Source organism: Paraglaciecola sp. 2405UD69-4 (assembly GCF_047525415.1).
In the GTDB taxonomy this organism is placed as follows: Bacteria; Pseudomonadota; Gammaproteobacteria; order Enterobacterales; family Alteromonadaceae; genus Paraglaciecola.
Map to the genome: position 1 here is coordinate 182,696 of NZ_JBLIXM010000003.1, position 26,317 is coordinate 209,012.

The 26,317-nt window shown below is 39.0% G+C and carries 26 protein-coding genes; 9 read left to right on the plus strand and 17 right to left on the minus strand.

Annotated elements, in window-relative coordinates; all coding sequences use genetic code 11:
- Window positions 1-9 precede the first annotated feature (9 nt).
- From ACMUMK_RS13025 to ACMUMK_RS13045, 5 genes are all read left to right on the plus strand, one after another.
- Window positions 10-1,287, plus strand: coding sequence for an ATP-binding protein (locus ACMUMK_RS13025; RefSeq protein WP_414701579.1), 1,278 nt, complete (start codon window positions 10-12; stop codon window positions 1,285-1,287).
- Complete coding sequence (locus tag ACMUMK_RS13030; RefSeq protein ID WP_414701580.1) at window positions 1,277-2,191, plus strand: hypothetical protein; 915 nt, start codon at window positions 1,277-1,279, stop codon at window positions 2,189-2,191. Before ACMUMK_RS13025 ends, ACMUMK_RS13030 begins: the two co-directional genes overlap by 11 nt.
- A gap of 9 nt (window positions 2,192-2,200) precedes the next feature.
- The gene (locus ACMUMK_RS13035; protein ID WP_414701581.1) at window positions 2,201-3,814 is read left to right on the plus strand and encodes a TnsD family Tn7-like transposition protein; all 1,614 of its coding nucleotides are present in this window, start codon (window positions 2,201-2,203) and stop codon (window positions 3,812-3,814) included.
- Window positions 3,798-4,037, plus strand: coding sequence for a hypothetical protein (locus ACMUMK_RS13040; protein WP_414701582.1), 240 nt, complete (start codon window positions 3,798-3,800; stop codon window positions 4,035-4,037). Before ACMUMK_RS13035 ends, ACMUMK_RS13040 begins: the two co-directional genes overlap by 17 nt.
- 149 nt (window positions 4,038-4,186) lie before the next feature.
- Window positions 4,187-6,097 (plus strand): hypothetical protein, encoded by a 1,911-nt coding sequence (locus tag ACMUMK_RS13045; protein WP_414701583.1) that lies wholly within the window; start codon window positions 4,187-4,189, stop codon window positions 6,095-6,097.
- A 198-nt stretch (window positions 6,098-6,295) separates the two neighbouring features.
- Here the strand turns inward: ACMUMK_RS13045 and ACMUMK_RS13050 are convergent, their stop codons facing one another.
- The 5 genes from ACMUMK_RS13050 to ACMUMK_RS13070 all read right to left on the minus strand — a co-directional run bounded on the left by ACMUMK_RS13050 (window position 6,296) and on the right by ACMUMK_RS13070 (window position 10,515).
- Window positions 6,296-7,300 carry a purine phosphorylase gene (locus ACMUMK_RS13050; RefSeq protein WP_414701584.1) on the minus strand — a complete coding sequence of 335 codons (1,005 nt, stop codon included), beginning with the start codon at window positions 7,298-7,300 and terminating at the stop codon, window positions 6,296-6,298.
- 166 nt (window positions 7,301-7,466) lie between these two features.
- The gene (gene folE, locus ACMUMK_RS13055; protein WP_414701585.1) at window positions 7,467-8,021 is read right to left on the minus strand and encodes a GTP cyclohydrolase I FolE; all 555 of its coding nucleotides are present in this window, start codon (window positions 8,019-8,021) and stop codon (window positions 7,467-7,469) included.
- A gap of 153 nt (window positions 8,022-8,174) precedes the next feature.
- On the minus strand, window positions 8,175-8,357 hold the full coding sequence (locus ACMUMK_RS13060) for a hypothetical protein (protein WP_414701586.1): 183 nt from the start codon (window positions 8,355-8,357) through the stop codon (window positions 8,175-8,177).
- Between the two features lie 30 nt (window positions 8,358-8,387).
- Window positions 8,388-8,816 carry a CopD family protein gene (locus tag ACMUMK_RS13065; RefSeq protein ID WP_414701587.1) on the minus strand — a complete coding sequence of 143 codons (429 nt, stop codon included), beginning with the start codon at window positions 8,814-8,816 and terminating at the stop codon, window positions 8,388-8,390.
- A gap of 22 nt (window positions 8,817-8,838) precedes the next feature.
- Window positions 8,839-10,515, minus strand: coding sequence for a chloride channel protein (locus tag ACMUMK_RS13070; RefSeq protein ID WP_414701588.1), 1,677 nt, complete (start codon window positions 10,513-10,515; stop codon window positions 8,839-8,841).
- A gap of 124 nt (window positions 10,516-10,639) precedes the next feature.
- Between ACMUMK_RS13070 and ACMUMK_RS13075 the strand changes: the two genes are divergently transcribed.
- Both ACMUMK_RS13075 and erpA read left to right on the plus strand, forming a co-directional pair.
- A complete protein-coding gene (locus tag ACMUMK_RS13075; RefSeq protein ID WP_414701589.1) occupies window positions 10,640-11,338 on the plus strand; it encodes a DUF6776 family protein in 699 nt (232 codons plus the stop codon).
- Window positions 11,339-11,412: 74 nt separating this feature from the next.
- Window positions 11,413-11,757, plus strand: coding sequence for an iron-sulfur cluster insertion protein ErpA (gene erpA / locus ACMUMK_RS13080; RefSeq protein ID WP_414701590.1), 345 nt, complete (start codon window positions 11,413-11,415; stop codon window positions 11,755-11,757).
- A 26-nt stretch (window positions 11,758-11,783) separates the two neighbouring features.
- Here erpA and ACMUMK_RS13085 read toward each other — a convergent pair whose 3' ends face one another.
- The 8 genes from ACMUMK_RS13085 to rpe all read right to left on the minus strand — a co-directional run bounded on the left by ACMUMK_RS13085 (window position 11,784) and on the right by rpe (window position 20,366).
- Window positions 11,784-12,605 carry a DUF1338 domain-containing protein gene (locus tag ACMUMK_RS13085; protein WP_414701591.1) on the minus strand — a complete coding sequence of 274 codons (822 nt, stop codon included), beginning with the start codon at window positions 12,603-12,605 and terminating at the stop codon, window positions 11,784-11,786.
- Between the two features lie 23 nt (window positions 12,606-12,628).
- Window positions 12,629-14,101 carry a succinylglutamate-semialdehyde dehydrogenase gene (gene astD, locus ACMUMK_RS13090; protein ID WP_414701768.1) on the minus strand — a complete coding sequence of 491 codons (1,473 nt, stop codon included), beginning with the start codon at window positions 14,099-14,101 and terminating at the stop codon, window positions 12,629-12,631.
- Window positions 14,098-15,132 carry an arginine N-succinyltransferase gene (astA, locus tag ACMUMK_RS13095; RefSeq protein WP_414701592.1) on the minus strand — a complete coding sequence of 345 codons (1,035 nt, stop codon included), beginning with the start codon at window positions 15,130-15,132 and terminating at the stop codon, window positions 14,098-14,100. Before astA ends, astD begins: the two co-directional genes overlap by 4 nt.
- Window positions 15,133-15,155: 23 nt before the next feature.
- On the minus strand, window positions 15,156-16,361 hold the full coding sequence (locus tag ACMUMK_RS13100; RefSeq protein ID WP_414701593.1) for an aspartate aminotransferase family protein: 1,206 nt from the start codon (window positions 16,359-16,361) through the stop codon (window positions 15,156-15,158).
- A 280-nt stretch (window positions 16,362-16,641) separates the two neighbouring features.
- Window positions 16,642-17,805, minus strand: a complete 1,164-nt coding sequence (locus ACMUMK_RS13105) for an HDOD domain-containing protein (protein ID WP_414701594.1) — start codon at window positions 17,803-17,805, stop codon at window positions 16,642-16,644.
- Window positions 17,806-18,010: 205 nt separating this feature from the next.
- Window positions 18,011-18,625 (minus strand): anthranilate synthase component II, encoded by a 615-nt coding sequence (locus tag ACMUMK_RS13110; protein WP_414701595.1) that lies wholly within the window; start codon window positions 18,623-18,625, stop codon window positions 18,011-18,013.
- Between the two features lie 6 nt (window positions 18,626-18,631).
- A complete protein-coding gene (gene trpS, locus ACMUMK_RS13115; RefSeq protein ID WP_414701596.1) occupies window positions 18,632-19,636 on the minus strand; it encodes a tryptophan--tRNA ligase in 1,005 nt (334 codons plus the stop codon).
- A gap of 52 nt (window positions 19,637-19,688) precedes the next feature.
- The gene (rpe, locus tag ACMUMK_RS13120; protein WP_414701597.1) at window positions 19,689-20,366 is read right to left on the minus strand and encodes a ribulose-phosphate 3-epimerase; all 678 of its coding nucleotides are present in this window, start codon (window positions 20,364-20,366) and stop codon (window positions 19,689-19,691) included.
- A gap of 328 nt (window positions 20,367-20,694) precedes the next feature.
- Here rpe and ACMUMK_RS13125 point away from each other — a divergent pair, with 328 nt between their 5' ends.
- Window positions 20,695-21,414 (plus strand): TorF family putative porin, encoded by a 720-nt coding sequence (locus ACMUMK_RS13125; protein WP_414701598.1) that lies wholly within the window; start codon window positions 20,695-20,697, stop codon window positions 21,412-21,414.
- A 416-nt stretch (window positions 21,415-21,830) separates the two neighbouring features.
- The gene (locus ACMUMK_RS13130) at window positions 21,831-22,145 is read left to right on the plus strand and encodes a hypothetical protein (RefSeq protein WP_414701599.1); all 315 of its coding nucleotides are present in this window, start codon (window positions 21,831-21,833) and stop codon (window positions 22,143-22,145) included.
- A gap of 22 nt (window positions 22,146-22,167) precedes the next feature.
- Here the strand turns inward: ACMUMK_RS13130 and ACMUMK_RS13135 are convergent, their stop codons facing one another.
- The 4 genes from ACMUMK_RS13135 to aroK all read right to left on the minus strand — a co-directional run bounded on the left by ACMUMK_RS13135 (window position 22,168) and on the right by aroK (window position 26,286).
- On the minus strand, window positions 22,168-23,001 hold the full coding sequence (locus tag ACMUMK_RS13135) for a Dam family site-specific DNA-(adenine-N6)-methyltransferase (RefSeq protein ID WP_414701769.1): 834 nt from the start codon (window positions 22,999-23,001) through the stop codon (window positions 22,168-22,170).
- A gap of 80 nt (window positions 23,002-23,081) precedes the next feature.
- Complete coding sequence (locus ACMUMK_RS13140) at window positions 23,082-24,617, minus strand: SPOR domain-containing protein (RefSeq protein WP_414701600.1); 1,536 nt, start codon at window positions 24,615-24,617, stop codon at window positions 23,082-23,084.
- 54 nt (window positions 24,618-24,671) lie between these two features.
- Complete coding sequence (aroB, locus tag ACMUMK_RS13145) at window positions 24,672-25,739, minus strand: 3-dehydroquinate synthase (RefSeq protein WP_414701601.1); 1,068 nt, start codon at window positions 25,737-25,739, stop codon at window positions 24,672-24,674.
- 31 nt (window positions 25,740-25,770) lie between these two features.
- Entirely contained in the window at window positions 25,771-26,286 is a 516-nt protein-coding gene (gene aroK / locus ACMUMK_RS13150) for a shikimate kinase AroK (protein ID WP_414701602.1), read from the minus strand.
- Window positions 26,287-26,317: the final 31 nt, after the last annotated feature.

Sequence of the window (26,317 nt, forward strand, 5' to 3'; positions counted from 1 at the left end):
AAGCAGACAATGTCAACAAACACATTCATGGATACTTTTGTTAAAGGAAATCCCTTAGTTACAGCTATAGAGGAGCATGCTCTATCGGAAGATGACTTAAGTCACAAAATCACAGTTCGGTGTGACAACAACTTGGGTTTTGCGGAGTGGGATTGCGCCGAAATGGAAGTGGGATTAGATAAAGGCTTTTTTATGTCACCTCCACACGCATACGAATTATATAGTCGAATTCGTATACTCATGATGATGGGGTACGTCAAACGCCACCCCGCATCGTATGACTATGACAAGCATATTCATTTAGCTGACTTAAAGAAGGTTCCTGCGCCCAAAAAATTGAAAGGAGCAGGGAACTCACTTTTTATTCGTGGGAGGTCAGGAGGAGGTAAAACAACGCTAATGGATAGCGTCTTAGATACTATCCCAACTGTAATCGAACACCAGCCAAGCCCTTTGACCGAGGGAAGAAAAATAAGGCAAGTTTCGTGGGTTAAAGTTGATATGAGTAAAGGCGCGAGTAGAAAAGCATTTTATCTTGATGTTATTCAAGAAATAGACAAGGTGTTAGACACTTCCTTTGCGGCTAAAATCCCTAGTCGAGATTTGGAAGGTGAGCGGCTTCTATACATGATCAAGGTTTGCCGGATGGCTTGTTTAGGGGTACTTGTCATCGATGATGTTCAGTGGGCATTATCAGGAACAGCTGCTAATGCTAATCAAAAAATTACTAACGAATTCCTTGAACAACTTTTTAATCAATTAGGTATTCCTATTGTATTTATAGGAACGCCAGAAGCTGAAAAACTAAAAGGGTTTGCTGAGCAAACAGGGCGGCGTTTAGCACATAATGGCAGTATTGAAATAAATTCGGATTCAGTCATTTCAACGTTTTGGCGAGACATGGTGAAAACGATGTTTGTGTCATTTCTGGGTATGGACAGTCAACATATAAATAATGACTTTTATCATATTATTCATCACTACACTGAAGGCAATGCAAGCCGCTTAAAAACAATAGTTGGAAATTTATTGCGACGTGAAGTGACAGGAAATATCACTGCTGAACATGTACATGAAGCTTATAGCCAAGAAAAAGGCGCTTTTGAAGAATTGAAAACACCTTTTGTTCAGCTATCTCAAAGTAAGGGTAAAAAGCTAAGCGGTAAAGCGACGTCCACTAAATCTCAAAAAAACACTGCAATTAAAACTACTGTTGAGGACTCATGTGAAGATGAGGATGATTTCGAAGACGCCTTTATTATAACGGGGGGGACTCATGGACAGTAATACTTTATCGTTGTTGACGAACTCGATTAATATCAAAGCTGGTGAATACCTACCAGCTTATGTTTCACGACTGTTATCGTATGGTTCGTTTATAAAACCGCAAGATTTTTACCAATCATTTAGCTTAGGAGTGCCTCGAACTTCAGAGGGGTATTTACCGCTGTGGGCATTGAAATTTGCCGATTCAGGAGTACTAGGAAAACCATCGTTAGAAACGATTGATGAACACCTATGCGGAAGTTTTTGGCGGCCATTTGCTACCAAGAACGTTCTAGATGAATTTGTGTCGAAGCAGTTTGAAAGACGAGGTACGGGAAGGGTACTTTTTAAAGGAGAAAAGGCGTTAACTAAATATGCTCCTCTTAAATATTGTGAACGATGCAGAGATGAAGAAATTGAGCAATTTGGTTTTCCAATCTTGAATAGTCGTAATCAACTACCAACCGTTTTTACCTGTCAAAAACATGGAGATGTTTTGCATCAAAAATTTTCAAATTCTGCTGCTGTTCCCGATGGCAAGTCAGGTGCAGCTTTTGAACAAACAGGTGGCGAACAACTCGATATTTCAATGTTTCATCGCTGGCTAGAGTTTGAATCAGACATGATTATGAGGACGGAATGTCGTGATGGGAACGGTATGCTTGGTATCTACCGAAGTGTCTTTTTAGAAAGTTCCTTCTTTCAAGGCGCAAATTCTGAGGCAGGTAAGCGACTCAATTTACAATGGTTGGATGCGTTGAAACGTTATCTATTTAAGCTATTTCCATATCAACGCGATGAGCTTTGGCATCAACTAAAGTCAGTCAATATTGGTATTAGGGCGATGATGGATGTAAGCACGCCAGTGCATCCGCTACTCTTACTTTTGTTCAAAACGTTCTATATGTTCGAGTACAAAGGATGAGTTAGTTCGATGACAACAACATTAAACACACCTCGCATCCAACCTGATGAAACCTTGTTTTCTTATATCGCACGGTGTCATTGGCTGTTGGGGGATGTTTCATATGCCGCTACTTCGTTGGATTGGTTTGGGTATAAAGGGGTGTGTTTAAATCAACTGTTGCCTAGTCATATTTACAATATCTCTCGTCATTCTGAATACGACGTAGAGCATCTTTTACATAATCATACTGCTTACCCTTTGCATGTTCTTTATAACGCTCGCCATGATGCACTGAAGGCGTCAATGTGTGGCGCAAGTGATACGAATATAGCAAACCTTTCATGTTCGCCACAGCTGTCACTTGGCTCATTAACGCAGAGCAATTACTGCCCAGAGTGTGCTAAAGAAGATGTGACTAAAATTGGTATCGCTTTTTGGCATTTGTCACACCAACTATGGGGCGTGAAAGCATGCTACAAACATGGCTGCGAATTAATCAGTGTGCCTTTTAACCCTCGAAAATATCGGCTCCCACTATATTTTGAGTCAATACAGTCTGTTATTCCTTCAAACGCTAATACACTACAGATAGAGTTTGCCAAGCATATTGTGCAACTGCTACATAGCAATATGTTTGTAAAATCTGGCCAGCAACACTTTAGAAGTCTATTTAAGACCCGTGGGCTGTTTACATCGCAAATGCATATTCGAATGCCTGTAGTGTTAGAACGTTGTATTGAAGTAGCTGAAGCACTTTGTGTTCCCAATGTGTTGAATACCAGAAGTATCCGTCGCATTGTTTTTGAGTCAGAACTTAGTATCCACCCACTTAAGCCTATTTTTCTGGAGTTTGCAGTAAAGGGGATGCCAGAAATATCGCCATCACCCAGTGTGCCAAATCCTAAACCGCTGAAGATGTCTATGACTATTGAGTCACAAGCAATAGCACTATTACAAAGTTATCAATTTAACGTTGCAGAGATAAGCAGGCGCTTAAAAGTGAGTCATGGCTACGTAAAACAATTAGCCAACCGAATTGGCGTAAAGACAACAGAGCGAAAACAAGTCATAACCGCTGATATAAAAAGACAAGCAACAAAATTAGCAATTAAAAATGAGAGTTGTAAAGACATTGCAACCAAACTGGGTGTCTCAGAATCATCAATTACTGGGGTGGTTCAGTCTGTTGAGGGGCTAAGTCTGTGGCGTCAATATTTAAGAATGTATAAAAAGCGGGATGCTGTAAGAGCGATTTTAATTGGCGAACGAAAACGCAGTGGTCAACTTAACCGAGCAGAATTAAAAAAGTGTCAAGGAAATGCTTTGAGCTGGGCATATCAATACGACAAAACATGGCTTGATACTGCGTTTCCCATTCAAGGCAACCATGCTAATCACAGTGCAAAAATTTGGGAGAAGCGAGACAAATTCCTTTTTCCAAAATTCAAAGACTTCCTCAAACAACAACTAGAAACAACCAATAAATTACCTAGTAAATATGCTTTAGACAAAGCATTTGGTGACCATCGTTGGTTTACATGCAAATTCGACAAATTGACCAAATGTAAGCGTATGTACGACAAGCTTAAATTTAAAATTAATCACAACCTTAAGGGACTAGAAAATGTCAAAAAACAATGAAAAAGCAGAGGCGTCAACTGATGAAGGTACTGTTGATATACATATCGGCAACGTTCTAATTGCAAAAGCTGAAGCAGCTTTAGAAAGATACCCTAAAACTGTTACCGAGCAGATTGAGCAATGGGCATACATTGGCAGGGTAGCTGAGCGTAAGTTAACTGGCTTAGAACAACTACAATTGATGTCCGGTGAGTTTGAAATAACGCTAGTTAATGACAAATGAAAAGGAAGTAGATGATTAAACCTAGTTCTTGATAATGTTTACCTCTAGAATTACTTTTAGTTATAAGTTCATAACAGCTGTTTGAATTTTGTGCTATCGTTAAGATCTAAAATCAAGGTAACTGATAATAAGAAAACGAGGCAAGGGATATGGCTAGAGTATTTTATATATTTATTTCACTTTTATTTTTATATGGCTGCCAAGTTATTGAAGAAGGTGAAGTGGATTATGTTAGAACAATATCAAACCAAGGTTTAAGTGCTAAAGACTTAGCACAATGTAACAAAGAGCTGTACGACCATTCTGAATTTAACCGAGCTGGTGTAACCCGCGAATGTTACGAAACCTTATATCGTAAATACACAAGAGTCCCCCAAATCAATTCTGGAGACACAATATCTGTGCACCTTATGCAAGCTTTCAATGGGTTTGCTATCGAAAGTCGAAATATCGGTGAAACTTTTGGTTCGAGGGGAGCTAATGCGGAAATGGTTATTATCGCTAATGTTTGTGAGCAAGGAAAAGGTGGATGTTCAATGGCCTTTGGCCCTAAAAGTGATAAGAGTGGTAGGGTTATTTTTTATTCTAATGGAGTGAAAGCTAATCAGTATCTTAACTTTTCGTTCTTGCCCGTATATGGGCCAATAGAATATGAAGGTGGGCCACTTATAATACAGATTGCTATTGTTGAGTTAGATGATCCTTCTGAGCAACAAAAAGCTATGCTTAAGACTCTTGCGGCAACTGGCCAACAAATGTACCCACCTGCTAGCTCAGCTTTATCAGTTTTAGACTCTATAGGTTCGGCTATTCTATCGAATTCATCTGACGATATTTTGTTTAGATATTCGATGACTTTAGTGCCTGAGTCTAATTCCGAAAATTATCAGAGTCCTATTATAGCGGAAGGGAATTATGCTTTTGTACGGAAAAGAACAGAAAAAGGCCCTTTAGAAAAAGAAATTTTTGATAATTTAATGTTTGATAATCTGTCTGGAAGGTTAGTGGAGAAATGCACAGAGAAAGAGAATAAACCGATTATTGAATATGACGAAGATGGTAATCCAGAGGAGTTTGACTTTGGCCCTTGTACATTAGATCTTAACACTGGCGAAATGTACAAAGATTATAGAACAAACACCTATTTAACTTTTCAAATTAAATCCGGGTTCGTGGCTAAGACGTTGGATAATATTCAGACGTTCGAGATGTTGATGAAGGATATTAATGAAGCGTCAGATGCAAGTGCATTGGAAGCAATAGAGGCAATCTCTGCTCTAAAGTCAAAAGTCAGTAGTAAAGCTATCGACAATAAATTATTGGAAAAGTTAAACAACTTAAGAAATACACTGAGTAAAGTACCGAATGACCAGTTTGATTTATTTGCCATTCAAGTTTTTGAGTTAGTTGATTTGTATGATTCTGAGGTTCAAAAACTTGATGATGAAGAGTGTTTTAAAAATACCGCAACGGCTGAATGTAAAAATTTATTAACGAAAGAACAGCTAACTAGTTTGCAAATGGAGGTGCGCTCTCTTCTTAAAAGTATAAATCCAAATCCATCTAAGGCTATCGCTTCAATGATACCTACTGGAGTTTCAAAATTGGCTACACCTGATGACACTACAGCGGCATTCGAAAGTGGATATAAGATGTTTTTTAACAAAACGATACTTGAACAGTACGGTGCTGAATTAATAACAATTAATAATCTTAGTGATAATATCGCCAAGTTGAAATCAGCAAACTCACCAACCGAATATGTTGAACAGCGAAGACAATTGCTTTCATCACAAGTTAGAAGTTTTTTAAATAAGCTTGCCACTAGTAATGCGCTTAGAACACAACTCTCATGCACTAGCGTAACTGACAAGTCATGTTATTTGTACTTGAAGTCAACTGATGCAATGGAGGTGGCAACTGTTTTCAACCGATATGGTAGTAGACTCGGGCTAATTGGTAATAAATTGGACACTACATCTGATGTAACTCTGGCAGCTTCTTTAGCGCCAAGTAAAATTGATGATATTATTAAAGATATACTGGCTGCTTTAAACTAAATTGAAAATAGAGCATATTTTAAACATCTTATTTCCAATACAGGCGCTCTAAAGGTACTGTCAAATAAGGGGGCCATTAAACAACTTATTTACTGTGAACATTAATTGACTAAAATCAGTTAGCTAATTGCTTAATACCAAAAGCCCACTAAATAGTGGGCTTTCTTATATTTGTATTGTGAGTTTACACCGCCAAGCTTATAGACTTACTATTTGGTCTAGTAAGCCAATCATCAGTTTTGTTCCTGTGCCTGAGGCTATACCATCAAAAACGTTTTCAACATTTTTACCTTGCTGACCACCGGCTAAATCACTGATTGAGCGAATAATTACCCAATCTACATTATTGATAAAACATACTTGTCCTACCGCTGCTGATTCCATTTCTGAAACCTGAGCTTTATATACTCTTTGGAGCCATTGGCGATAATCGGCATTATCTAAAAATACTGATCCCGTTACTCCATTACCACCAACTTTTATTTGAATAGGGTAGCCTGAAGGCATTTTTATTGGGCTAACTGCAGCTACTGCTTTTTTAGTTAATGCAATTAATTCTGGTGTGGCTGTGAAGTAGGGCATTTGTCTTGGCTCATCCCAACCATCTTTAACCACGGCCATCTCTTCTGGATGTATAAAGCCAAAATTTTCGTAAGCTGGTGCATTGGGATCGGTAAGCTCTCTGGCTTTGTAGCGCGCTAATGCAGCCTCATAGTAATCAGGCAGAACAAATTTTCCTGTTTCTTTTTTGTCAGGATTAACATAAACAGATTCGTCATGGAAATACCAACGCTCTGGAATAGCTATGTCTCCAGGTTGAAATTCTGGGTTAATAGCACCTGCTATCCCCATCATAACTACTCTATCAATAGGAAAGTAATCTAATGCCATTTGCATAGTCATGGCAGCATTAGGGACACTAATACCTGTTGTAAAAATAACAATAGGTTCACCTTTGTAGGTACCTAGTTGGTATTTAACCCCCTTAATAATGATGGTTTCTGTGATTTGTGCGTCATCCAATTTACTAAATGCGTGGTCTATGGCTTTAATTTCAGGCTCATAGGCTGCAACAATGGCGGTCCACTTATTTTTAACTGAGAATTGCTTTGGTCCATATTCATGGGTGTTAGCCATGGATTGGCTGCTAAAAATCACTACTAAATTCAACAGTAGTACTTGCACGAGACGTTTTCTTATCATTTTAGATCCTCTTATTTGAAACTTAAGTAGCCCTATATTAGGCATACATTTATTATTGTTAGTGTTTAGTTGAGAACTCATTTTTAAATTACATGTAAGAACAAAGGGTATTGGCTACTCACTCGAACTTCACAATATTATTTTTAAGGTGCCCCTAATTTTCTATTTATTTCCCTATTAATCTTAAAAATTCATTCCTGGTAGCGTCAGACGAGCGCATTGAGCCAAGCATAACAGAGGTGATCATGGAAGAGTTTTGCTTTTGTACGCCTCGCATCATCATACACATATGCTTACCTTCCATAATAACGCCAACACCAGTGGCTCCTGTGATTTCTTGCACGGCATCAGCAATTTGTTTGGTTAAACCTTCTTGAATTTGTAGCCTTCTCGCAAACATATCTACAATTCTTGCAAATTTAGACAAACCTAAAACTTTTCCCTGTGGTAAGTATGCGATATGGCAACGACCGATGAAAGGCAACATGTGATGCTCACAAAGTGAATAAAACTCAATGTCTTGCACTATGACCATTTCGTCGCTATCTGCTTCAAAAATTGCACCATTAACTACGTCTTCTAGCTTTTTTTCGTAACCGTCAGTAAGAAATTGCATGGCTTTTGCTGCGCGGTTTGGGGTATCGACTAAGCCATCACGGGTTACGTCCTCACCTAGAATGCTGAGAATATTTGAATAGTGATCGACTAATTTATTTGTCATGAAGTTGGCTCTTGGAGGAATAGTTAGAGGCATCTTGCTAAAGTGACAACAAACAAATGCCCGACTTAATCTACCAATAGTAACATTTTCTGTTGAATGGAATAAACACTACAGTTACGGCATTATTATATTTAAGTGAATCTATTGTGTTTACTAACGTGTTTTGTTTGATTGTGAAAGTGAAGAGCGAACCTCAACTAAGTAAAGATCTAATTCCTTTTTAGCCGTTTCATAGTCTTTAGCGTATTCTTTTGAAGCGGTATCGTTTTTGTATGCTTCAAACGCATCGTCAGCTCGCCCCATTAATTCTTTAAGTTTAGTTTTATTGAAGTCCATATCTTTTACTCAATTAAAAATTATAAGTCGTTATATATACTTTATTACGGCTAAGCCAATAATTGCCAGAACGATTAAAACAGGTGTCTCATTTAAAAAACGATAGAACCTAGCAGAATGCTTGTTTGCGTCTTTCGCAAAAGCCCTCATTAGGAAAAACAAGTAAATATGATAAGCGTATAGTAGTGTCACTAAGCTTAGTTTTATATGTAACCAGCGAGCTACTGCAAACCACTCTTTGCCATACAAAGTAATAAGCCAAACACCAAACACTAGCGTCAATAAGGCAAATGGAGTAATAAAAAACCACAAACGCCGTTCCATTACCTTGAACTGATCTTTTACAACCTGATGAGGTGTTAGTGTGTGGTAGATGAATAGTCTAGGCAAGTAAAAAATACCAGACATCCAGGCCACCATAAAAAAGATGTGCAGTGCTTTAATGTATAAAAGTGTCATAATTTATTTGTAATTGTTTAGGTTAATAGTTGGCTTTATGTAGGTTGTTTCTTAGTATATCCCAAGTAATTATTCCTATGATTTCCTCATAAGAGGCTGCATAGACAAAGACTGCACCTTGTCTTTTAGCTGCCAATATTTCATAAACCTCAGCTAATGTAGCTTGAGATCTGACGCCTTTCATTTCGCTATAGGTGATGCGCCTGGTGTCACAGTCTGGTTTTTGATCATAACCAACAATAGAGAACTTAATTTGTTCTTCTTCAGCTGATTTACTAACTACTAGAGTATTCTCAGGATTATCTAATAAACCCACCAAATTTTCATTATTATCAGATATGACTTTATAGTTCTCTTCCATGACAGACAATACGCCTGTTTTTTGTAACTCCCCAATCACAGAAGATGTAGTAAAAGGCAGTTTTTGAAAGGTTAACTGGCGAATGAAAATCGAACTATTCCCTAAAAGCTGAGTTGAAGTAACGTACGCTGGCACTATCACAAGGATTGCTGGCAGTATCAACTGAGGACTGTAGGATAGCTCCATCACTGCAGATAATGCCGCTAAGGGAGCGTGTACTACAGCAGCCATAAGTCCTGCCATACCCAAAAGTGAAAAACTGCCTTGTAGATCATTTGGGTTATCCACAAACATTCCTAATGGGGCAACCAGTATTGCACCGCTAATCATGCCAATTACAAATACTGGCCCCATAACGCCGCCTGGTATTCCTAAACCGATTGCAACTATAGTGAGAAAGAATTTCGCGCATAACACTGCTATTAAGATTTTCATACTATCGTTGTCTGCGATAAAAGCATGGGCAGAGTCAAAGTGTGCGCCAAGTGAGTCGGGAAGAATCACGCCTACTACTCCAGTAACTACTCCGGCTATCAACAAGCGATACACCATGTTTAGACGGTTAGATCGCTTCATTATCAACATTAAGCTGTTATTGAATAGGGTGGCTATTGCACCTAAAACCATTCCAAAGACAATGAGATACAAGTATATCCACTGGCTAAAGTCATGAAACTGGATAAATGATAGCTCTTGAAGCTCGCCAAATACGGCTCTTGTCATCACACTACCGCAGGCTGCTGCGAGCATAACCGGAATAAAAATATGGATCCTGTATTCTCTGAGAACCACTTCCATTACAAAGATCACAGCTGCAAAAGGTGTATTAAAAGAGGCTGAGATACCTGCTGCAATGCCGCAGCCTGATAAAATTCTGATACTGTTATTAGGTAACCTAAACCACTGTCCAAAGAAGCTACTTCCGAAGGCTCCAAGATGAACCGAGGGGCCTTCTCGACCAACCGAAAAACCACTGGCCAGGGCAACAGCGCCACCTAAGAATTGATTTACTGTGGTGCGAAAGGGAATACGACCAAAGAATTGTTTAATCCTATGAATAACAAATGGGATACCCATACGGTAATGTTTAAAGCCTGTTAAGTAGGCAATAAGAATAATGCTTAAGGCACCAATAATTGGTAGGGCAAATCGAATACTAGGGGCTAGGTCACCATAATAGCTTGTTTCTACGAGAAACTTAGTTTGTAACCAATCCACGGTTAACCTAAACAAAATAATTAAAGAAGCCGCGCACACACCACCGATAATGCCAATGAGGCATAATTGTATTGATGTATGGGGTGTTGCGAGCTCTTTTCTAAAGGTGTTTAGGTTCATAAACAAAAAGAAAGTGCATTAATTGTTTAGTTCTCTACAGCTTATCACAAGCTATTGTATTTAAAACTAATTTTCGGGGTGTTAGTATATTTCCATCTAAAGCCGTTATCCTAGTGAGCATACCTTGACTGTATCTGAGTATAAAAAAAAGTTTGGGGCATTTCGTGTATACACTTTTATGCTTGTATTCTTAGGAGCAGCTGTCTACTTAGGGTTTACATTAGGGGGGGATAATCAAGAAAGGCAGGCAAAGCTTATCTCAACCCAAGAGCAAAGTATCCAAAACCTAACCACTGAAAATGAAAAATTAACTAAGGATTTAAACGTGTTAGGGGTTGAGCTTGAAGTTGCTCGGTTGGCGCAACAGCACCATAAGACCGAAATAGAAACCTTGCTTGACCGAGAAAGGGAATTAAAATCCAAATTAGAGTTTTATCAACAAGTGATGGCGCCAGAACTCAAAGAAGAAGGTTTCTATATTGAGGGGTTCTATGCTGAGCCTACTTTAAGTAAAGATACTTACAGGTTTGAGTTGGCTTTAGTGCAGCATGAAAAAACCAAGAATGTATTAAAAGGTAATCTAAATGTTACCTTGATCGGTAGTGAGAATGGCGTTCAGAAAGAGTATCCACTTAAACAGTTTTTGCCTGAAGAACAAGCTTTAAGGTTTAGCTTTAAATACTTTCAGCTTATTAACGGAGAAATTACCCTACCAGAGGGGTTTCAACCGGAGAAAGTCGTAGTCTATGCAGCTATTTTTCAGTTTAATCGTAAAAAAGGTGAGTTAACCACGACATTCGATTGGTTATCTACAAGGGAATAGTTGACCAATTTAGTCGGGTACTGGATAATCCGCCTATCGAGTGTAGTTCCTATTTGATTAGTTGAGATTTTGTTATGACTGTGCAAACTGCGTTACCCATTGAATTTTCAGATGCTGCTGCAAGAAAAGTAAAAGTGTTAGTGGATGAAGAGGAAAATCCTAACCTTAAGTTACGTGTTTATGTAACTGGTGGTGGTTGTTCTGGGTTTCAGTACGGTTTTACCTTTGATGAGAAGGTAAACGAAGGTGACACTACTATTGATAAAAATGAAGTAACTTTGGTGGTGGATCCTATGAGCCTGCAATATTTAGTAGGTGGGGAAGTGGATTATACTGAAGGGCTAGAGGGTTCTAGGTTTTTAGTTAATAACCCTAATGCGACCACAACTTGTGGTTGTGGTGCATCATTTACGGTTTAATTTAATTATCCTTAAGCTGATAAAAATTATTTTGAATTAGTACTTTCAAAAATTTTATCAGCTGAGGCTGCAACAAAGCCCTGATATAGCTTTCCATTGCCCATAGGATAGCGCTGAGCAAATTCATAGAAACAACTTGGCACAAGCTTTTCACCATCGGAAAACGCCACTTTAATCTTATCTGCCATAGTTGATGACTGAGCTAACAAGACTTCTGGCCCGCCTTTTATTTCTCCCCCAGCGGTATTTAAGACAAATCCAGCTTGTTTTAATTTGCTATTCGCATCAGATAGCTCTTGAATGCTTTGCATATGGTTCAAACTTACTGTGAAGTGGTTTGCACAATATCCCCAAACAGACATCCATGCCGCATATTCTGAATGAGCGACTAATGTCTCATAGTCTTCGAGAGAAACTTGCCAATGGCGGCCCGAGTATAAAAAGTCATCTTTTTGCCACGCGTCGTCGGCAACCTTATCTAGCATATTGTGAATGATGCCTTGTACGTCCTGAGGCATCTCTTCAATTAATAGCTCACTGATGAATACTTTAGGTTGAGTTGTATCTGGGTGCTCAAAATGCTTTGCTGTGAGTTTCTTTTGTTTAAACTCATACTGTCCTTGCTCAGTGTATCCTAAGTCTAAAAAGTGCTTGGCTAGTTTATCTAAACTGACCTTGTCAGCATTAAATGTACGCAGAGCAATATGATCATTAACCAAGGCAGATGCTTGTTGTGTGGCTTGTGTTTCGTACTCTTCAAGCAGCTTATGAATTTTGTAAGCTGACGGGGTAATTGCTACATAACTCTCCCAAAGCTTGCTGAAAAGCTGAGTAATTTTATCCTGCATATTAAATCCTTTATTAACAAAAATTAAATGTTTAAACCAGGGCTTAGGGTGCTGGGTAATGTCACTTTCTCTAGCTCCACAGAAGCAACAGGGTAAGCACAATAATCTGCAGCATAATATGCGCTAGCTCTGTGGTTCCCACTGTCTCCAATGCCACCGAATGGCGCAGCTCCACTGGCACCTGTTATAGGTCTGTTCCAATTAACAATGCCGGCACGTATGCGCTGGTAAAAATATTGGTAGTCATCTTCACTATCAGCTAATAAGCCAGCAGATAGGCCAAAGCTGGTGTTATTGGCTTCTGTAATGGCATTGTCGAAAGTGTCATATCGAATAACTTTAAGTAACGGGCCAAAATGCTCTTCATCAGCTAGTGTTGATATAATATCGGTTACATCAATAATCCCAGGGGTGACAAAACCAGACTCTGTATCTTGGTGAGTAAGAGTGACTAATGGCGTTGCCCCTAAATCTATGAGTTGTTGTTGTGCTTTGACCATTAAACTGGCTGCTTGCTTAGAAATCATTGCGCCCATAAATGGTTGCTCTTGAGCATCATAATGGTCAACTTTTATATCTTGGGTGGCACTGATTAGTTTTTGTAGAAGCTTGTCACCTGCTTCTCCTTGGGCTATGAACAAACGTCTAGCACAGGTACAGCGTTGACCTGATGTTACAAATGCTGACTGAATAATATCGTGAACAGCAGCGTTCACATCAGCCACATCCTTAACCACTAAAGGGTTATTACCGCCCATTTCTAATGCCAAAATTTTACCAGGGTGGCCAGCAAACTGTTCGTGTAAGATCTTACCTGTACGAGAACTCCCAGTGAAAAACAAACCATCTAAGCCAGAATGAGAAGCCAATGCTTTACCGGTTTCTACTTCACCTTGAATCATATTTAGAACACCTGCAGGTAAGCCGGCTGCTTCCCATAATTGAATGGTTTTTTCTGCCACTAATGGGGTTAAATCAGATGGTTTGAAAACAATAGTATTACCAGCAAGTAAAGCAGGCACAATGTGGCCATTAGGCAAATGCCCAGGGAAATTATAAGGGCCAAAAACTGCTACTACTCCGTGGGGCTTATGGCGAATAAAAGCTTTGCCAAGGGGCATTGGATTTTCAACTGTTCCCGTTCTGTCGTGATAGGCTTTTTCTGATAAGGCTATTTTACCTATCATAGCTGCAACTTCTGTAGCTGTTTCCCATAATGGCTTACCTGTCTCTTGAGCAATAGCTAATGCGAGGTCAGCTTTATGGTCCGTTAGTAAAGCTGCAAATTTTTTGACATACGCTAGGCGAGTTTCAAAGGAGGTGTTACTCCAAGAGACAAATGCTTCTCGCGCAGCTTTTATTGCTTCGTTAACTTGATTAGTATCAGCTGACTGGGCCTCCCAGATGCTCTGCTTTTTTGCAGGATCGATAGATTGTATTTGGTGTCCGTTACCTGTGTGCCAGACGCCATTTATAAAATGAGTGCTCATGATTATGTCCTAAAATGAGTGGGGGCAAAGCGAATTTCATCGCCATCAGTTATGCCCAAAGCTTCAGCCGATTGTTGACTTATGAATACGTGATTTGATTGTTTGTCCACTGAGAGCTCGGTACATACACCTCTAAAATCCGCCACTTTAGTATTGATTGCAAAATACTGTCGTGATGAGTCAGCTAATTGTGCTTGAATTTTAACTGGCATTTTTCGGCTCGTTTGAGCAGTGCGAATATGTTTGAGGTTAGCTTCTACTGTAGGGCCTGCGTCGAAGATATCTACATACCCTCTACTACAAAACCCTTCTTGTTCTAGTAACTGCAGTGCAGGTTTTGTTTTTTCGTGTACTTTGCCAATCACAGCCTGGGCTTGTTTGCTCAGTAAGCTCACGTATATAGGGTACTTAGGCATTAATTCAGCAATGAATTGCTTTTGCCCAATTCCTGTGAGGTAATCTACAGTTGGAAAGTCCATTGAAAAAAAGTGCTCTTCTAGCCATTGCCAAAAAGGAGACTGGCCTGTTTCGTCGTTAATACCACGCATTTCTGCGATGATAGTGTCAGCAAAGCGCTCTTGATGCTCCATCATGAACAAAAATCTAAACTTTGATAACAAACGCCCATTTAAGTTCTCACGGGCGCTTTGCCTTAAAAACAGTGTACAAATTTCAGATACGCCAGTGTAGTCATTGCACAAGGTCAGAATATCAACTGTGTTGTATATCTCTAACTCTCTAGAAGCGTGTACGACTTTGCTTAAATGGTAATGATAAAACGCATCATCTAAGCCTACGCTAGCAGCAATGCCACTGGTTCCCACTACCTCTTCGGTTTCAGTATCTTGCATTACAAACAAGTAACTCTCGTCGCCCGGCTTGGTGACCTGCTTATCAAAAGACAAAATTGATTGCTCAATCTTGCTATTTAATAATGCTTCATTAACAGGTAAAGAAGTAAAACCTACACCAGACTCTTGAGCTATAGCATGTAAAGATGAATAGTCGCTCTTTTTTATGGGGCGAATAACTTTCATACTTGCGTCCTTGTATTTGTGTGCTAGCTCGATACTGTTTTTGATACAGCGCGTTCAAAACGAGATAAGCCATCAAGAATATCTTCATCTGAAATCACCAATGATGGAGCGAACCTTACAACATTGGTTCCTGCGACCAAACACATCAAATTTTCAGCAGCTGCAGCCACTAGAAAGTCACGAGAGCGTCCAGCGTATTTGTCGTTTAATACCGCTCCTAGCAACAAGCCCTTGCCTCTGATTTCACTGAAACATTGGTATGTATTGTTTATTTTGTCTAAACCGTCACGAAATAGCTTTTCTTTATGCTTAACACCTTCAAGAACTTCAGGGGTGTTTACTATGTCGAGTACTTTTTCAGCTACGGCACAGCCCAGTGGGTTACCACCATAGGTACTGCCATGTGTGCCGACTTTAAGATGCTGAGCGATATCTGCGGTAGTTAGCATAGCTGCAATGGGAAAACCTCCACCTAAAGACTTTGCAGTGGTTAATATGTCAGGTACAACATTAAGACCCATATATGCATATAAGTCGCCTGTACGGCCCATCCCAGTTTGAACTTCATCAAAAATAAGTAGGGCGTTGTGTTTATCGCATAGTGCTCTAACACCTTTAACAAATTCAGCTTCGGGGCTGACAACACCGCCTTCTCCTTGAATTGGCTCCATCATAACTGCACAGGTTTTATCTGAAATTAAAGCTTCAAGTGCAGCTAGATCATTATAATCAATATGGTCAACTGCGCTAGGTTTAGGGCCAAAACCATCAGAGTAGGCAGCTTGGCCGCCAACAGTCACTGTAAAAAATGTACGCCCATGAAAGCCTTGGTTAAAGGCGATAATTTGATTCTTTTCAGCACCAAATTTATCTACTGCATAACGACGTGCTAATTTAAGAGCTGCTTCATTAGCTTCTGCCCCAGAGTTCGCAAAATAGGCTTTCTCTGCAAAGGTTGCTTCGGTTAGCTTTTTCGCTAACCGCAATGCAGGCTCATTAGTTAATACGTTACTTAGGTGCCATACTTTTTCACTTTGCTCTTGCAGTGTTTTTACCAGCTCTGGATGACAATGACCTAAAACATTAACGGCAATGCCGCCTGCAAAGTCAATAAACTCAGCACCCGTTTGATCCCATAATCGTGAGCCCAAGCCTTTGACGGGGATAACGGCTGCAGGGTTGTAGTTAGGGACCATAACTTCATCAAATAATTCGCGGGTTACATTCATAAAATTGCCTTAAGTATATTGGTCTCACAGAGATGATATTTGTGATGACTTTGTCCAAAAAAGGAAAATATTATGTCAGATAGATGCCCTCATGTCTGCAATGAAATTTAACGCTACACAGCGTTTTTAAAGGGTTTGTATTAGATTTTCAATAATTGTGAATAACTATGAATTTGGCAGTTAGTGGTTAAAATTCATCATGACAAAGTAAGCCAGATGGCTACACAGACAAAACTACCAAGGAAACATATTTATGGCTTTGCATTTATATGCGTAAAAATTATTCTGCACTAAATGTAAGGTTTAATGTACGCAGGTCTACGGTTTTGAGTATTTCCAGGGATCCTTTAGGCATATTTAGTGTTCTTATAAAGTCTTTTGATTGCTGTAAATCAATTAGCTTATGGTGCTTCAATATGCGGTATTGAGCATAACCATGACTCTGTGCCAACACCTCAGATAAAGAGGGGCTTTTGGAAGCTTGCTTATTTTCGGCTCTAGCCTGCATTGCCTGACTGATAAATATTCTTTTGAAGTTCATTCTAGCGATCAGCTGAGAACTGGTTTTCAGTCCATAACGAGTAATGAGCTCATTAAGAAAAGCGCCAGTAGGGCTTAACTTTAGCAGCGCTGAATGTTCTTCATGTTGACGAGCACCTTCTGTCTCTTTTAGTGCTTGTATTTGAACACTATCAAATATTCTAAAGTACAGCTTAGTGATGACGATTTTTCCAAGTTGTTGGAACATACCTAGGCAAAATGCATGGTTTGGATCTAGCCCTAGGGTGTGCGCCATTTTTTTAGAAGCTAACGCCGTGGCTAGTGCTTCTTCCCAAATTCTGATTTTAATTGTTGGGTAGGGATCAGTTATCTGGGGTAAAGCCCGTCTAAAGGCTAAGCAGGTTACCACTATGATTAAGTTTTCAATTCCAAAAAAGCTGATAGCTGCTCTGATGGTATCTACCACCACAACTTTACCTTTGCTATCCACTCTTCTGTATTTTGGTTGGTTAATCATTTTTAAAAGATCGTTGTAAAGCCAAGGTACATCACACGCTAGAGGCTCTATTTTCGAGATAGTCGCTGCCTTTAGTCCAGCCATATCTAATAGGGTAACTACTGCATCATCAAAGCCTAAAATCTTCTCGTACAGATAATCAGTATCATTGATTACCTCGATTAGTTGTCTTTCTACTTCTTCATTAATTTGAGCAGTAATAGAGTTAAGGAAGCTTTGCTCAGATTTAGTATTTAAGTCTTTTTCTTGAATTGCTTGCTTTTCAACTCGTAACAATGAACGTTTAGTTTTACTTTGCTCTATTTCTACTCTGCTGAGCTGAGGTTTTCCCTCGAACAATAAATTTTGCTGAGCTTGCTTTAAATCTAAAAATAGATCATTGAAGCGCTCAGTAATTAGATTTTCTATGGGCAAAGCTTGGTTCATTAAATGCAAGTAATATTGTTGGAAGTTAGCGTATTATACAAAATCTCAACTCAGTGAGTTACTACGAAATACCATATCTTATGATCTAATCTATTAGATAATTGATCATCAAATAAATAGCGAATTGAGTTGATTGGTTTCATCTATGATTTTACTTTATCGGTGACTGACTGATTTTATTTAGCTTTTATGGGATAGGTAGCAATTAATTTTTTGAATTTAAAAAGTTGTTAAGCAGTTCATGCCCATACTCAGTGAGTAAAGACTCGGGGTGAAATTGCACGCCGTATACCGGAAGAGATTGATGCTCGATTGCCATTATTTCGGTAGTGTTACCTATACCTTCAATATTGCCTTGTTGAGGATAGGGAGGATCACCACACCAAGCGGTAATATTGAACGCTTTGGGTATAGTTTGAGGTTGCAACAATAAAGAATGGTAACGTGTTGCTTGAAAAGGGCTTTTAATTCCTTGGAATAACACTGATGAGCTATGGTACACCTTAGCTGTTTTTCCGTGGATAATTTGACTTGCCTTGACTACTTTAGCACCAAAGACTTGGCCAATGGCTTGATGACCCAGACACACTCCTAGAATAGGTATTTTTCCAGCAAAGTGTTTAATTGCTTCTAGGGTTATTCCTGCTTCATTAGGGGTGCATGGGCCTGGAGAAAATACTAAGTATTGTGGGGCTAAGCGTTCGATGTCTTTACAGTTAATGTGATCATTGCGAATGATTTCAACTTCTTGGCCCAACTCTACAAAGTAGCGGGCCAAGTTGTGAGTAAATGAATCGTAATTATCAATTAATAACAGCATAAAGGTTTAAGGACGCTTGATAAACCCTACTGCATCGTAGACTTTCTCAAGGGTTTTAGCTGCCCTTTCGCTTGCCTTTTCAGCCCCAGTTTTCATGATTTTATCCAACTCAGCTTGGTCTTCACGTAGAGCATGAAACTTTTCTTGAATGGGTTCTAGTAAAGCGACAACTGCATCAGCAACATCTGTTTTAAGGTGCCCGTACATTTTTCCTTCATACTCAGGCACTAGGCTATCAATAGACTTATTAGTTGCACAAGATAACAATGTTAATAGGTTTGATACCCCTGGCTTTTCTTTTGTATCAAAGTAAATACGAGCTTGCTCGTCAGAGTCAGTTACTGCCCGTTTGATTTTTTTAGCGAGTTTTTTAGGATCTTCCAATAAGCCAACAAAGTTATTTACATTGTCGTCAGACTTAGACATTTTTTTAGTTGGATCTTGCAAGCTCATGACACGAGCACCAAACTCTGGAATGAAAGGTTCTGGTACGGTAAAGGTGTTGCCGTATAAGTTGTTAAAACGCGTTGCAATATCACGGGTTAATTCTAAATGTTGTTTTTGGTCTTCACCTACCGGAACTTGGTTGGCTTGATAAAGTAGAATGTCTGCTGCCATCAAAGCTGGGTATGTATATAAACCAGAGTTGATGTTAGAAACGTTTTTAGCAGACTTATCTTTGAATTGAGTCATGCGATTCAGTTCACCCATTTGCGCATAACAGTTCATTATCCAGCCTAGTTGTGTATGCTCAGGGACATGAGATTGCATGAAAATAGTGCTTTTCTCTGGACTAATTCCACAAGCTACATATAAAGCAAGCCCGTCTAAACATGCTTCACGAAGTGCTTGAGGATCTTGTCTTACAGTAATCGCATGTAAATCTACAAGCATATACAGACAATCGTGATCGTCTTGCATGTTTACCCATTGACGCAGCGCGCCTATGTAGTTTCCTATGGTAAGTTGACCTGAAGGCTGGCAGCCACTGAGTACAATTGGTTTAGTCATATGCTTTTGTCTTTTAAATTTTATATCTGATTGTGAGGCTACAGGCGATTACTTAGTTAACTAAAGAAAGCTCTGCTCGCATTTTATCTATTACATTTTGGTAATCTGGTTGGCCAAAAATGGCTGAACCCGCGACAAACATATCTGCACCAGCCTCAGCGATGGCGCGAATATTATCGACTTTTACGCCGCCGTCAATTTCTAATCGAATATCAAAACCTGATTGGTCGATTAATGTACGGATCGCCTTTAACTTATTTAGGCTTTGTGGAATGAATTTTTGGCCACCAAACCCAGGATTAACAGACATTAATAAAATATGATGAAGCTTATGCATCACGTGATCTAAATGAGATAGTGGTGTAGCTGGGTTAAACACTAGTCCCGGCTTACAGCCTGAATCGATAATTAGCTGTAAGCTACGGTCAACATGTTTCGACGCTTCAGGATGAAAACTAATGAAGCTGGCACCTGCATCCGCAAACTGCTTAATCATGTCGTCAACCGGTTCTACCATCAGATGCACATCAATATCCGCTTTAAGGCCATTCTTTCTTAGGGCTTCACACACTAATGGGCCAATAGTTAAGTTGGGTACGTAATGGTTGTCCATCACATCAAAATGAATGACATCAGCACCAGCAGCCAAGACATTATCTACTTCTTCACCTAGCCGAGTAAAGTCAGCAGAGAGAATTGAAGGGGCAATTAGATAGGGTTGTTTATTCATATTTATCTCGTATGTAAGTGAATGAATACTTTACCGAAACCTGAATAGGGATGAAAGCTTGATGTGAAGCACCACTTTGGTGCGTAGGTGATTTTTTGGTGCGGCTCATTATAGTGAAAAATAATTCTCTTAGTTAATTTTATTTGCGGTATGTTAATAAAATATTAATAAAAACAAATGGATAGCTTTATTGTTTTGTTTAAAATTCAAGCTTTTTTTAATGGGCATCGGATTTGCTTTGTGATGGGCAAATAATAATAAAAATAGCTACACCAAAAGTTAGCAATAAAGCTAACGATAAAAATATTAAGAACAATCGGAGTAACACATGAAAATTTTTACAAAAAAATCACTTTTAGCTGCTGCTATTTCATCAGCTTGTCTTTTTACTGCATTGCCTACTTTCGCTGAAGTTACCGCTAATGCAGGTGTTAGCAGTAACTATATCTGGCGTGGCTTAACCCAAACTGCTAACGAATCAGCAGTTCAAGGTGGTATTGATTACGCTTCAGAAAGTGGTTTCTATGTTGGTACGTGGGCGTCAAATGTAAATTATGGGGCGGATGACATTTATTCTTACGAGCACGATGTATATTTTGGTTATTCTGGTGAGTCTGATAGCCTAGCCTACGATTTTGGCTACTTATATTACAACTATGACAGCGAAGCTGATTTTGATTTCGCTGAAATATACGGCTCTCTTGGTATGGGCGGATTCAGCCTTACAGTTTATTTGTTAGCGCATACTCAAGCTGATGAAGCTGAAGGTCAAGATTTTGGTTTTGGTAAAGCTTCTTATACTTCTGTTGACTATAGCTTTGAAATTCTAAATGGTACCGAACTTGGTTTTCATGCAGGCTACCATCAAGGTGATTTTGCTGAAGCATTTAATGGTGTTGAAGGATACGTAGATTACGGAGTTTCAATTGCTAAAGATGGTTTTAGCTTTGCTATTACAGGTACTGATCTTGATGATGCTGGTGCTGATGCCTATGATAACGACGCTGTAAAATTTACAGTTGGTTATTCAATGGATTTTGAGCTTTAATCATTAGTTTTAAGCGTGTTAAAGCTTCGGCGCTAATAGCTTAAGTATTAAACAAATTATAGTTAAAATGCTCCCTAGTAATTGAAATTCTCAATTATGCAGGAGCATTTTTGATGGCACCTCTCATTCATAGCTCTCATATCAAAATGAGCACTTTTTCACCTTCCAATATTCACTTAATTAAATCTCTTTTAGTTTCAACTAGTAGACTCAAGCTGTTCTCATACTGGTTTTAGTGTGTATTTCTGTATATATCGAAGCTCTCAGCTAAATCTAGAAATCGTTCCCTGCATTATCTCTATTTACTGGAAAAATTCTAACTCACGATGAATAACCAAGTGTGCAGGGTAAACGGTCTGTGTTGAAAATTTGTACTCTTGTATAATGCAACAAATTGTTTCAGCGCAGAGAATATAATGAACAAGAAGCCAAAGTTTTTACTTTATCCTGCAAGCACTTTGCTTATCGGGGCTATAGCTGTGGCATTAACCAGTTATGCTAATACTTCATCTTATGATGGTCGTAGTTTTGCAGATTGTGCTGAAAACCTTGTATTTGATCAAAGTTTACCGATTAGTCATCCGGTAAACCGTTGTGCGACTCAAAAGTCCCAAGGTGTTAGTTGGTCTTCTTGGTTTACTGGTCACTCAAGTTCTTATCAATTTCATTTTATTGACTTATTAGAGCTGCTATCTCGTAGTGGTGATACTTCGGAAGGTACTACGCCTTAGCTAAGAGGGTAGTGCTGTTAGATTAAAGGTTTTCTTGTTGAGAATACAAGGCCAATAATTCAGCCACCTTTAATCTTTTATTGCCATTTTGACTAATAAAACGGCTCACTTGTAAGCTCGTTATGTGCGCCCCTTGATAGATATCCCTAGTAAATTCCGTGTCATGATTACTCACTAACACAGGAATGCCTCTATTTTCACTTGTTCGTCTTGCTAAATCAGCTAGCTTTACTTGGCTATCTAGAGTGAACCCGCCTTTGGCGTAGCTATTAAACATGGCTGTTTTGTTAATTGGTGCATAGGGTGGGTCGCAATAGATAATGGCACCTTGCCTGGCTTTCGAGAATACTTTTTCAAAAGAAGTGCAAGTAAAGGTAGCCCGCTGGGATCTCTCGGAGAAAACATGTATCTCATGTTCCGGATAGTAAGGAGCTTTGTAACGTCCAAAAGGTACATTAAACTTACCACTGTTGTTATAGCGACATAAACCGTTATAACCATGTCTATTCAAATATAGAAAAAATACTGCTCTTTCATACAAGTCTGAGCTTTCATTAAACTCTTGCCTTATCTCGTAATACCTTTGTTCAGCATTATTTGCAGCGGTGAATAAACTTATACTGTCAGAAACATAATTATCTGCTTGTTGCTTCACAATGTTATACAGGTTGATTAAGTCTGGATTAATATCATTTAGAAGGTAGCGAGAATAGTCAGTATTTAGAAATACGGAGCCAGCACCCACAAAAGGCTCAATGAGTTTATCTCCTTGTGGTAGTTTGGCTTTTAAGTCTTCTATTAACTTATATTTACCACCGGCCCATTTTAAGAACGCTCTGTTTTTTTTCTCTTTTATTACAGCCAATGCTCTACCAAATCGGGATGCTAATTTATCAGGCCGAATTGTAACGGCCTATTGTTAAAACAACAATTAGCTTAGTGAACTTGTGCCAAGATTTCTTGCTGTATCTGAGATACTTGTTTAATAAAAGGTGTATTTTTAAGCATAGCTGGAGATAAAGTCAGCATATGTTGTTTGGCTGCGTCAATTGTTGGGAAACTGGCTTTGTAGATAAGAACGTACCAGTTCACTTGATTTCTATGTACTTGGTAAACCCACAACTCTGATTCTAATTTTTCTTCTATCACATAATCAATTAAGGTTTTAGGATTGGTTAATGCTGAAATTTGAATAACGAAATGAGTATTGGGTAGAGCCATAATTTCATTTGTATTGTCTGATAGTGGCTCTGGCAATATACCTACCCCCTTTTCTGAGGCATCAGAATTAGGTGCTTCTATGGTTTTTTGTGGCTCTACTGTTACATCAGGTATAGCGTAATCTGTTTCCTGACTAGGCGAATTGGTTACAGTAGTCTCTACAATAACTTCATCGACCTCAGAAGATGCTAATGCTAAGTCTGCATCAGGCTTCACTAAGTTTAGTAATGTATCTTGTTTTGTTGTTTCAAGTGATTCTGTTTCGAGTTGCGTATTTTCTACAACCTTTGCTTGGGTAAGTTGAGCGGTATTTTCTGTCATCTCTTTTACAGCACTGGGCCAATCAGTCACTAGTAGAGTATTGAGTTCGTTATTGGTTTGTGTACTTGCAGGAGTTTCGTCGCTCTTTTGCTCTTCAAGTATCAGCTTGGCATCATCAGCTAAGTTTGGAGCTGAGTCTTTGTCTAATATGGGCTGAGTTATTTCTGTGTTCGAATTTTGGTGCGCGAACCAATTAACTAAATTGTCAGAATATTGCCACCCTAAGATACCTGCAAAGGTGAGTAAGAAAATGATACTTAGTAAGGCAATCATCCACCATTTTTTTAAAAGCGGCGTTTCAACGTAAGTTTCTTGATGGCGGTCTTTCATTCGCTGTGCGAATCTTTGACGGTTTTGCTGAAGTAGGGTTTCTAAGTCGGTATTTTCTAGTGAGTTGAGAGACTCTTTATCTAAATCGGCATTATATTGAACGGGAGTATTGTGACTATTTAAAATGATAGGCTTGTCCTTAGAGCGAGATCCTAACCCTATTTTCATCTTTTCAGCCCATTCGGAATCACCCATCAATAAAACGTTTAGATGTTGTTTGTTACTGGCAAAGCGACTTTGTAGCACTAGCTCCCATATTTCTTTTACGAGCTTATTAGGAAGTTTGTCAGCCTGAAATATACAGATTAGAACCGTGTCATCTTGGTTATTTAAAGGGGACAATACTTGATTTAATGGACGATGGAAGTCCATGCTTTCAGGCGTATTGAGTAATTGTTGAAATATGCTCTCTCGATAGGACGCCAGTGGAGTCAAAGGATTAGCAGTCACTAAGGCGACTTCTGTATGCTCACTTTGCTGGCTCAAAAAGTTGTCTATAACCAGGGATTGTTGCTTGATTTTATCTGTGCAAACAAATACTAGTTGGGAGGAGTAACTAATTAAATAATCTAGACGGTCACTTAATTCTGAGGTTGCCATTTCTATTTTGCCTAAGGGTTAATTACCCAAAACACAAATGAAATGGGTATTACATTAAGAAAGAATTGACCGCAAGGTATCTTCATTTACTTTGTTAGTTACAATTGCCTTTCCAATTTTCTCTGGAATGACAAAAAATAACTCGCCAGCTTGTACCTTTTTGTCATGACGCATGTGTTTTACAAAGTCGTCATAAGACATAGAACTTGGAGCTGTAATCGGTAAATCAAAGGCTTGCAGCAATGCTTCAACGCGACTAAATTCTGACGCTTTCAACCAATTCTTCTCTAATGCAACAGCAGTAGCAAGAACAATGCCTGCTGATACTGCTTCGCCATGTAGCCAGTTTCCGTACCCTTGCTCAGCCTCAATTGCGTGCCCAAAAGTATGCCCTAAATTTAGTATGGCTCTGAGCCCTGACTCTCTTTCGTCAATAGCAACTATTTCAGCTTTTATTTCACAGCAACGTGCAATCATATATTGCAGGGCACTTAGTTCATGTTGCTTTATTGCTGATTGGTTTTCTTCTAACCAGACAAAGAATTCATAGTCGTAGATGACACCATATTTAATGACCTCAGCCATACCAGCTGCAAACTCTCTGGCTGGCAAGGTAGCAAGACTGTTTGTATCAATTAATACCGCTTTAGGTTGGTAAAACGCGCCAATCATATTTTTTCCCAGAGGGTGATTAACTGCAGTTTTACCTCCTACCGAGGAGTCTACCTGTGACAATAAAGTTGTGGGTATTTGAATAAATGGCATACCCCTTTGAAAGCTGGCCGCTACAAACCCCGTCAGATCACCTACCACGCCGCCGCCTAACGCTATTAGAGTAGTATCTCGTGCTGCTGACATCTCTAAAAGTTGTGTTATAACAAGCTCAAAACTTTTTAAGTTTTTATGTTGTTCACCATCGGGAAGTACAATTTTACTTACTTGATAACCTGCTAAAGCTGTTTCAAGTTGGGCATAATAAAGGGGCTCAACAATATCGTTAGTTACAACAACAACTTTATTGGTTTTTAGGTGCGAGGTAAGAACTTCTGGATTTTCAAGTAAGTTAGCTTGAATTAAAATAGGGTAGCTACGCTCACCCAACTCAACTGTTAGTTTTGCCATAGTGACTGCCCTATTTTAAATGTCTTGTGAATTACAGACCGATTTTTTCGATGATTTGATTAGCGACGGCTCTAGCACTTTGATCGTCTGTTTCAACGATATAATCCGCTGCATCTTCATACAGAGGGTTACGTTCTTCTGCTAGATTACGTAGAACTGTTTCAGGATCTTCTTTTTGAAGTAAAGGACGGCGTTTGTCTCTTTGTGTTCTAGCAACTTGCTTATCTATAGTTGTTTGCAGATATACCACTATACCGCGAGCTGATAAGCGATTTCTTACATTTTTAGTAACGATCGAACCACCACCAGTAGCAAGTACAATTCCTTGCTTATCTGTTAAATCGTTAATAATGTTTTCTTCGCGTAAGCGGAATCCGTCTTCTCCTTCAATATCGAAAATCCAGGCAATGTCTGCGCCTGCTCGTTTTTCGATCTCTTGATCAGAGTCAAAGAATTCTAAATGAAGTTCATCTGCTAGGTGTCTTCCGATAGTGCTTTTACCAGCACCCATCGGACCAATTAGGAATATATTTCGTTTTTCGGCCATTTTTGCTTATATCACAACTTAGTTTATTTAA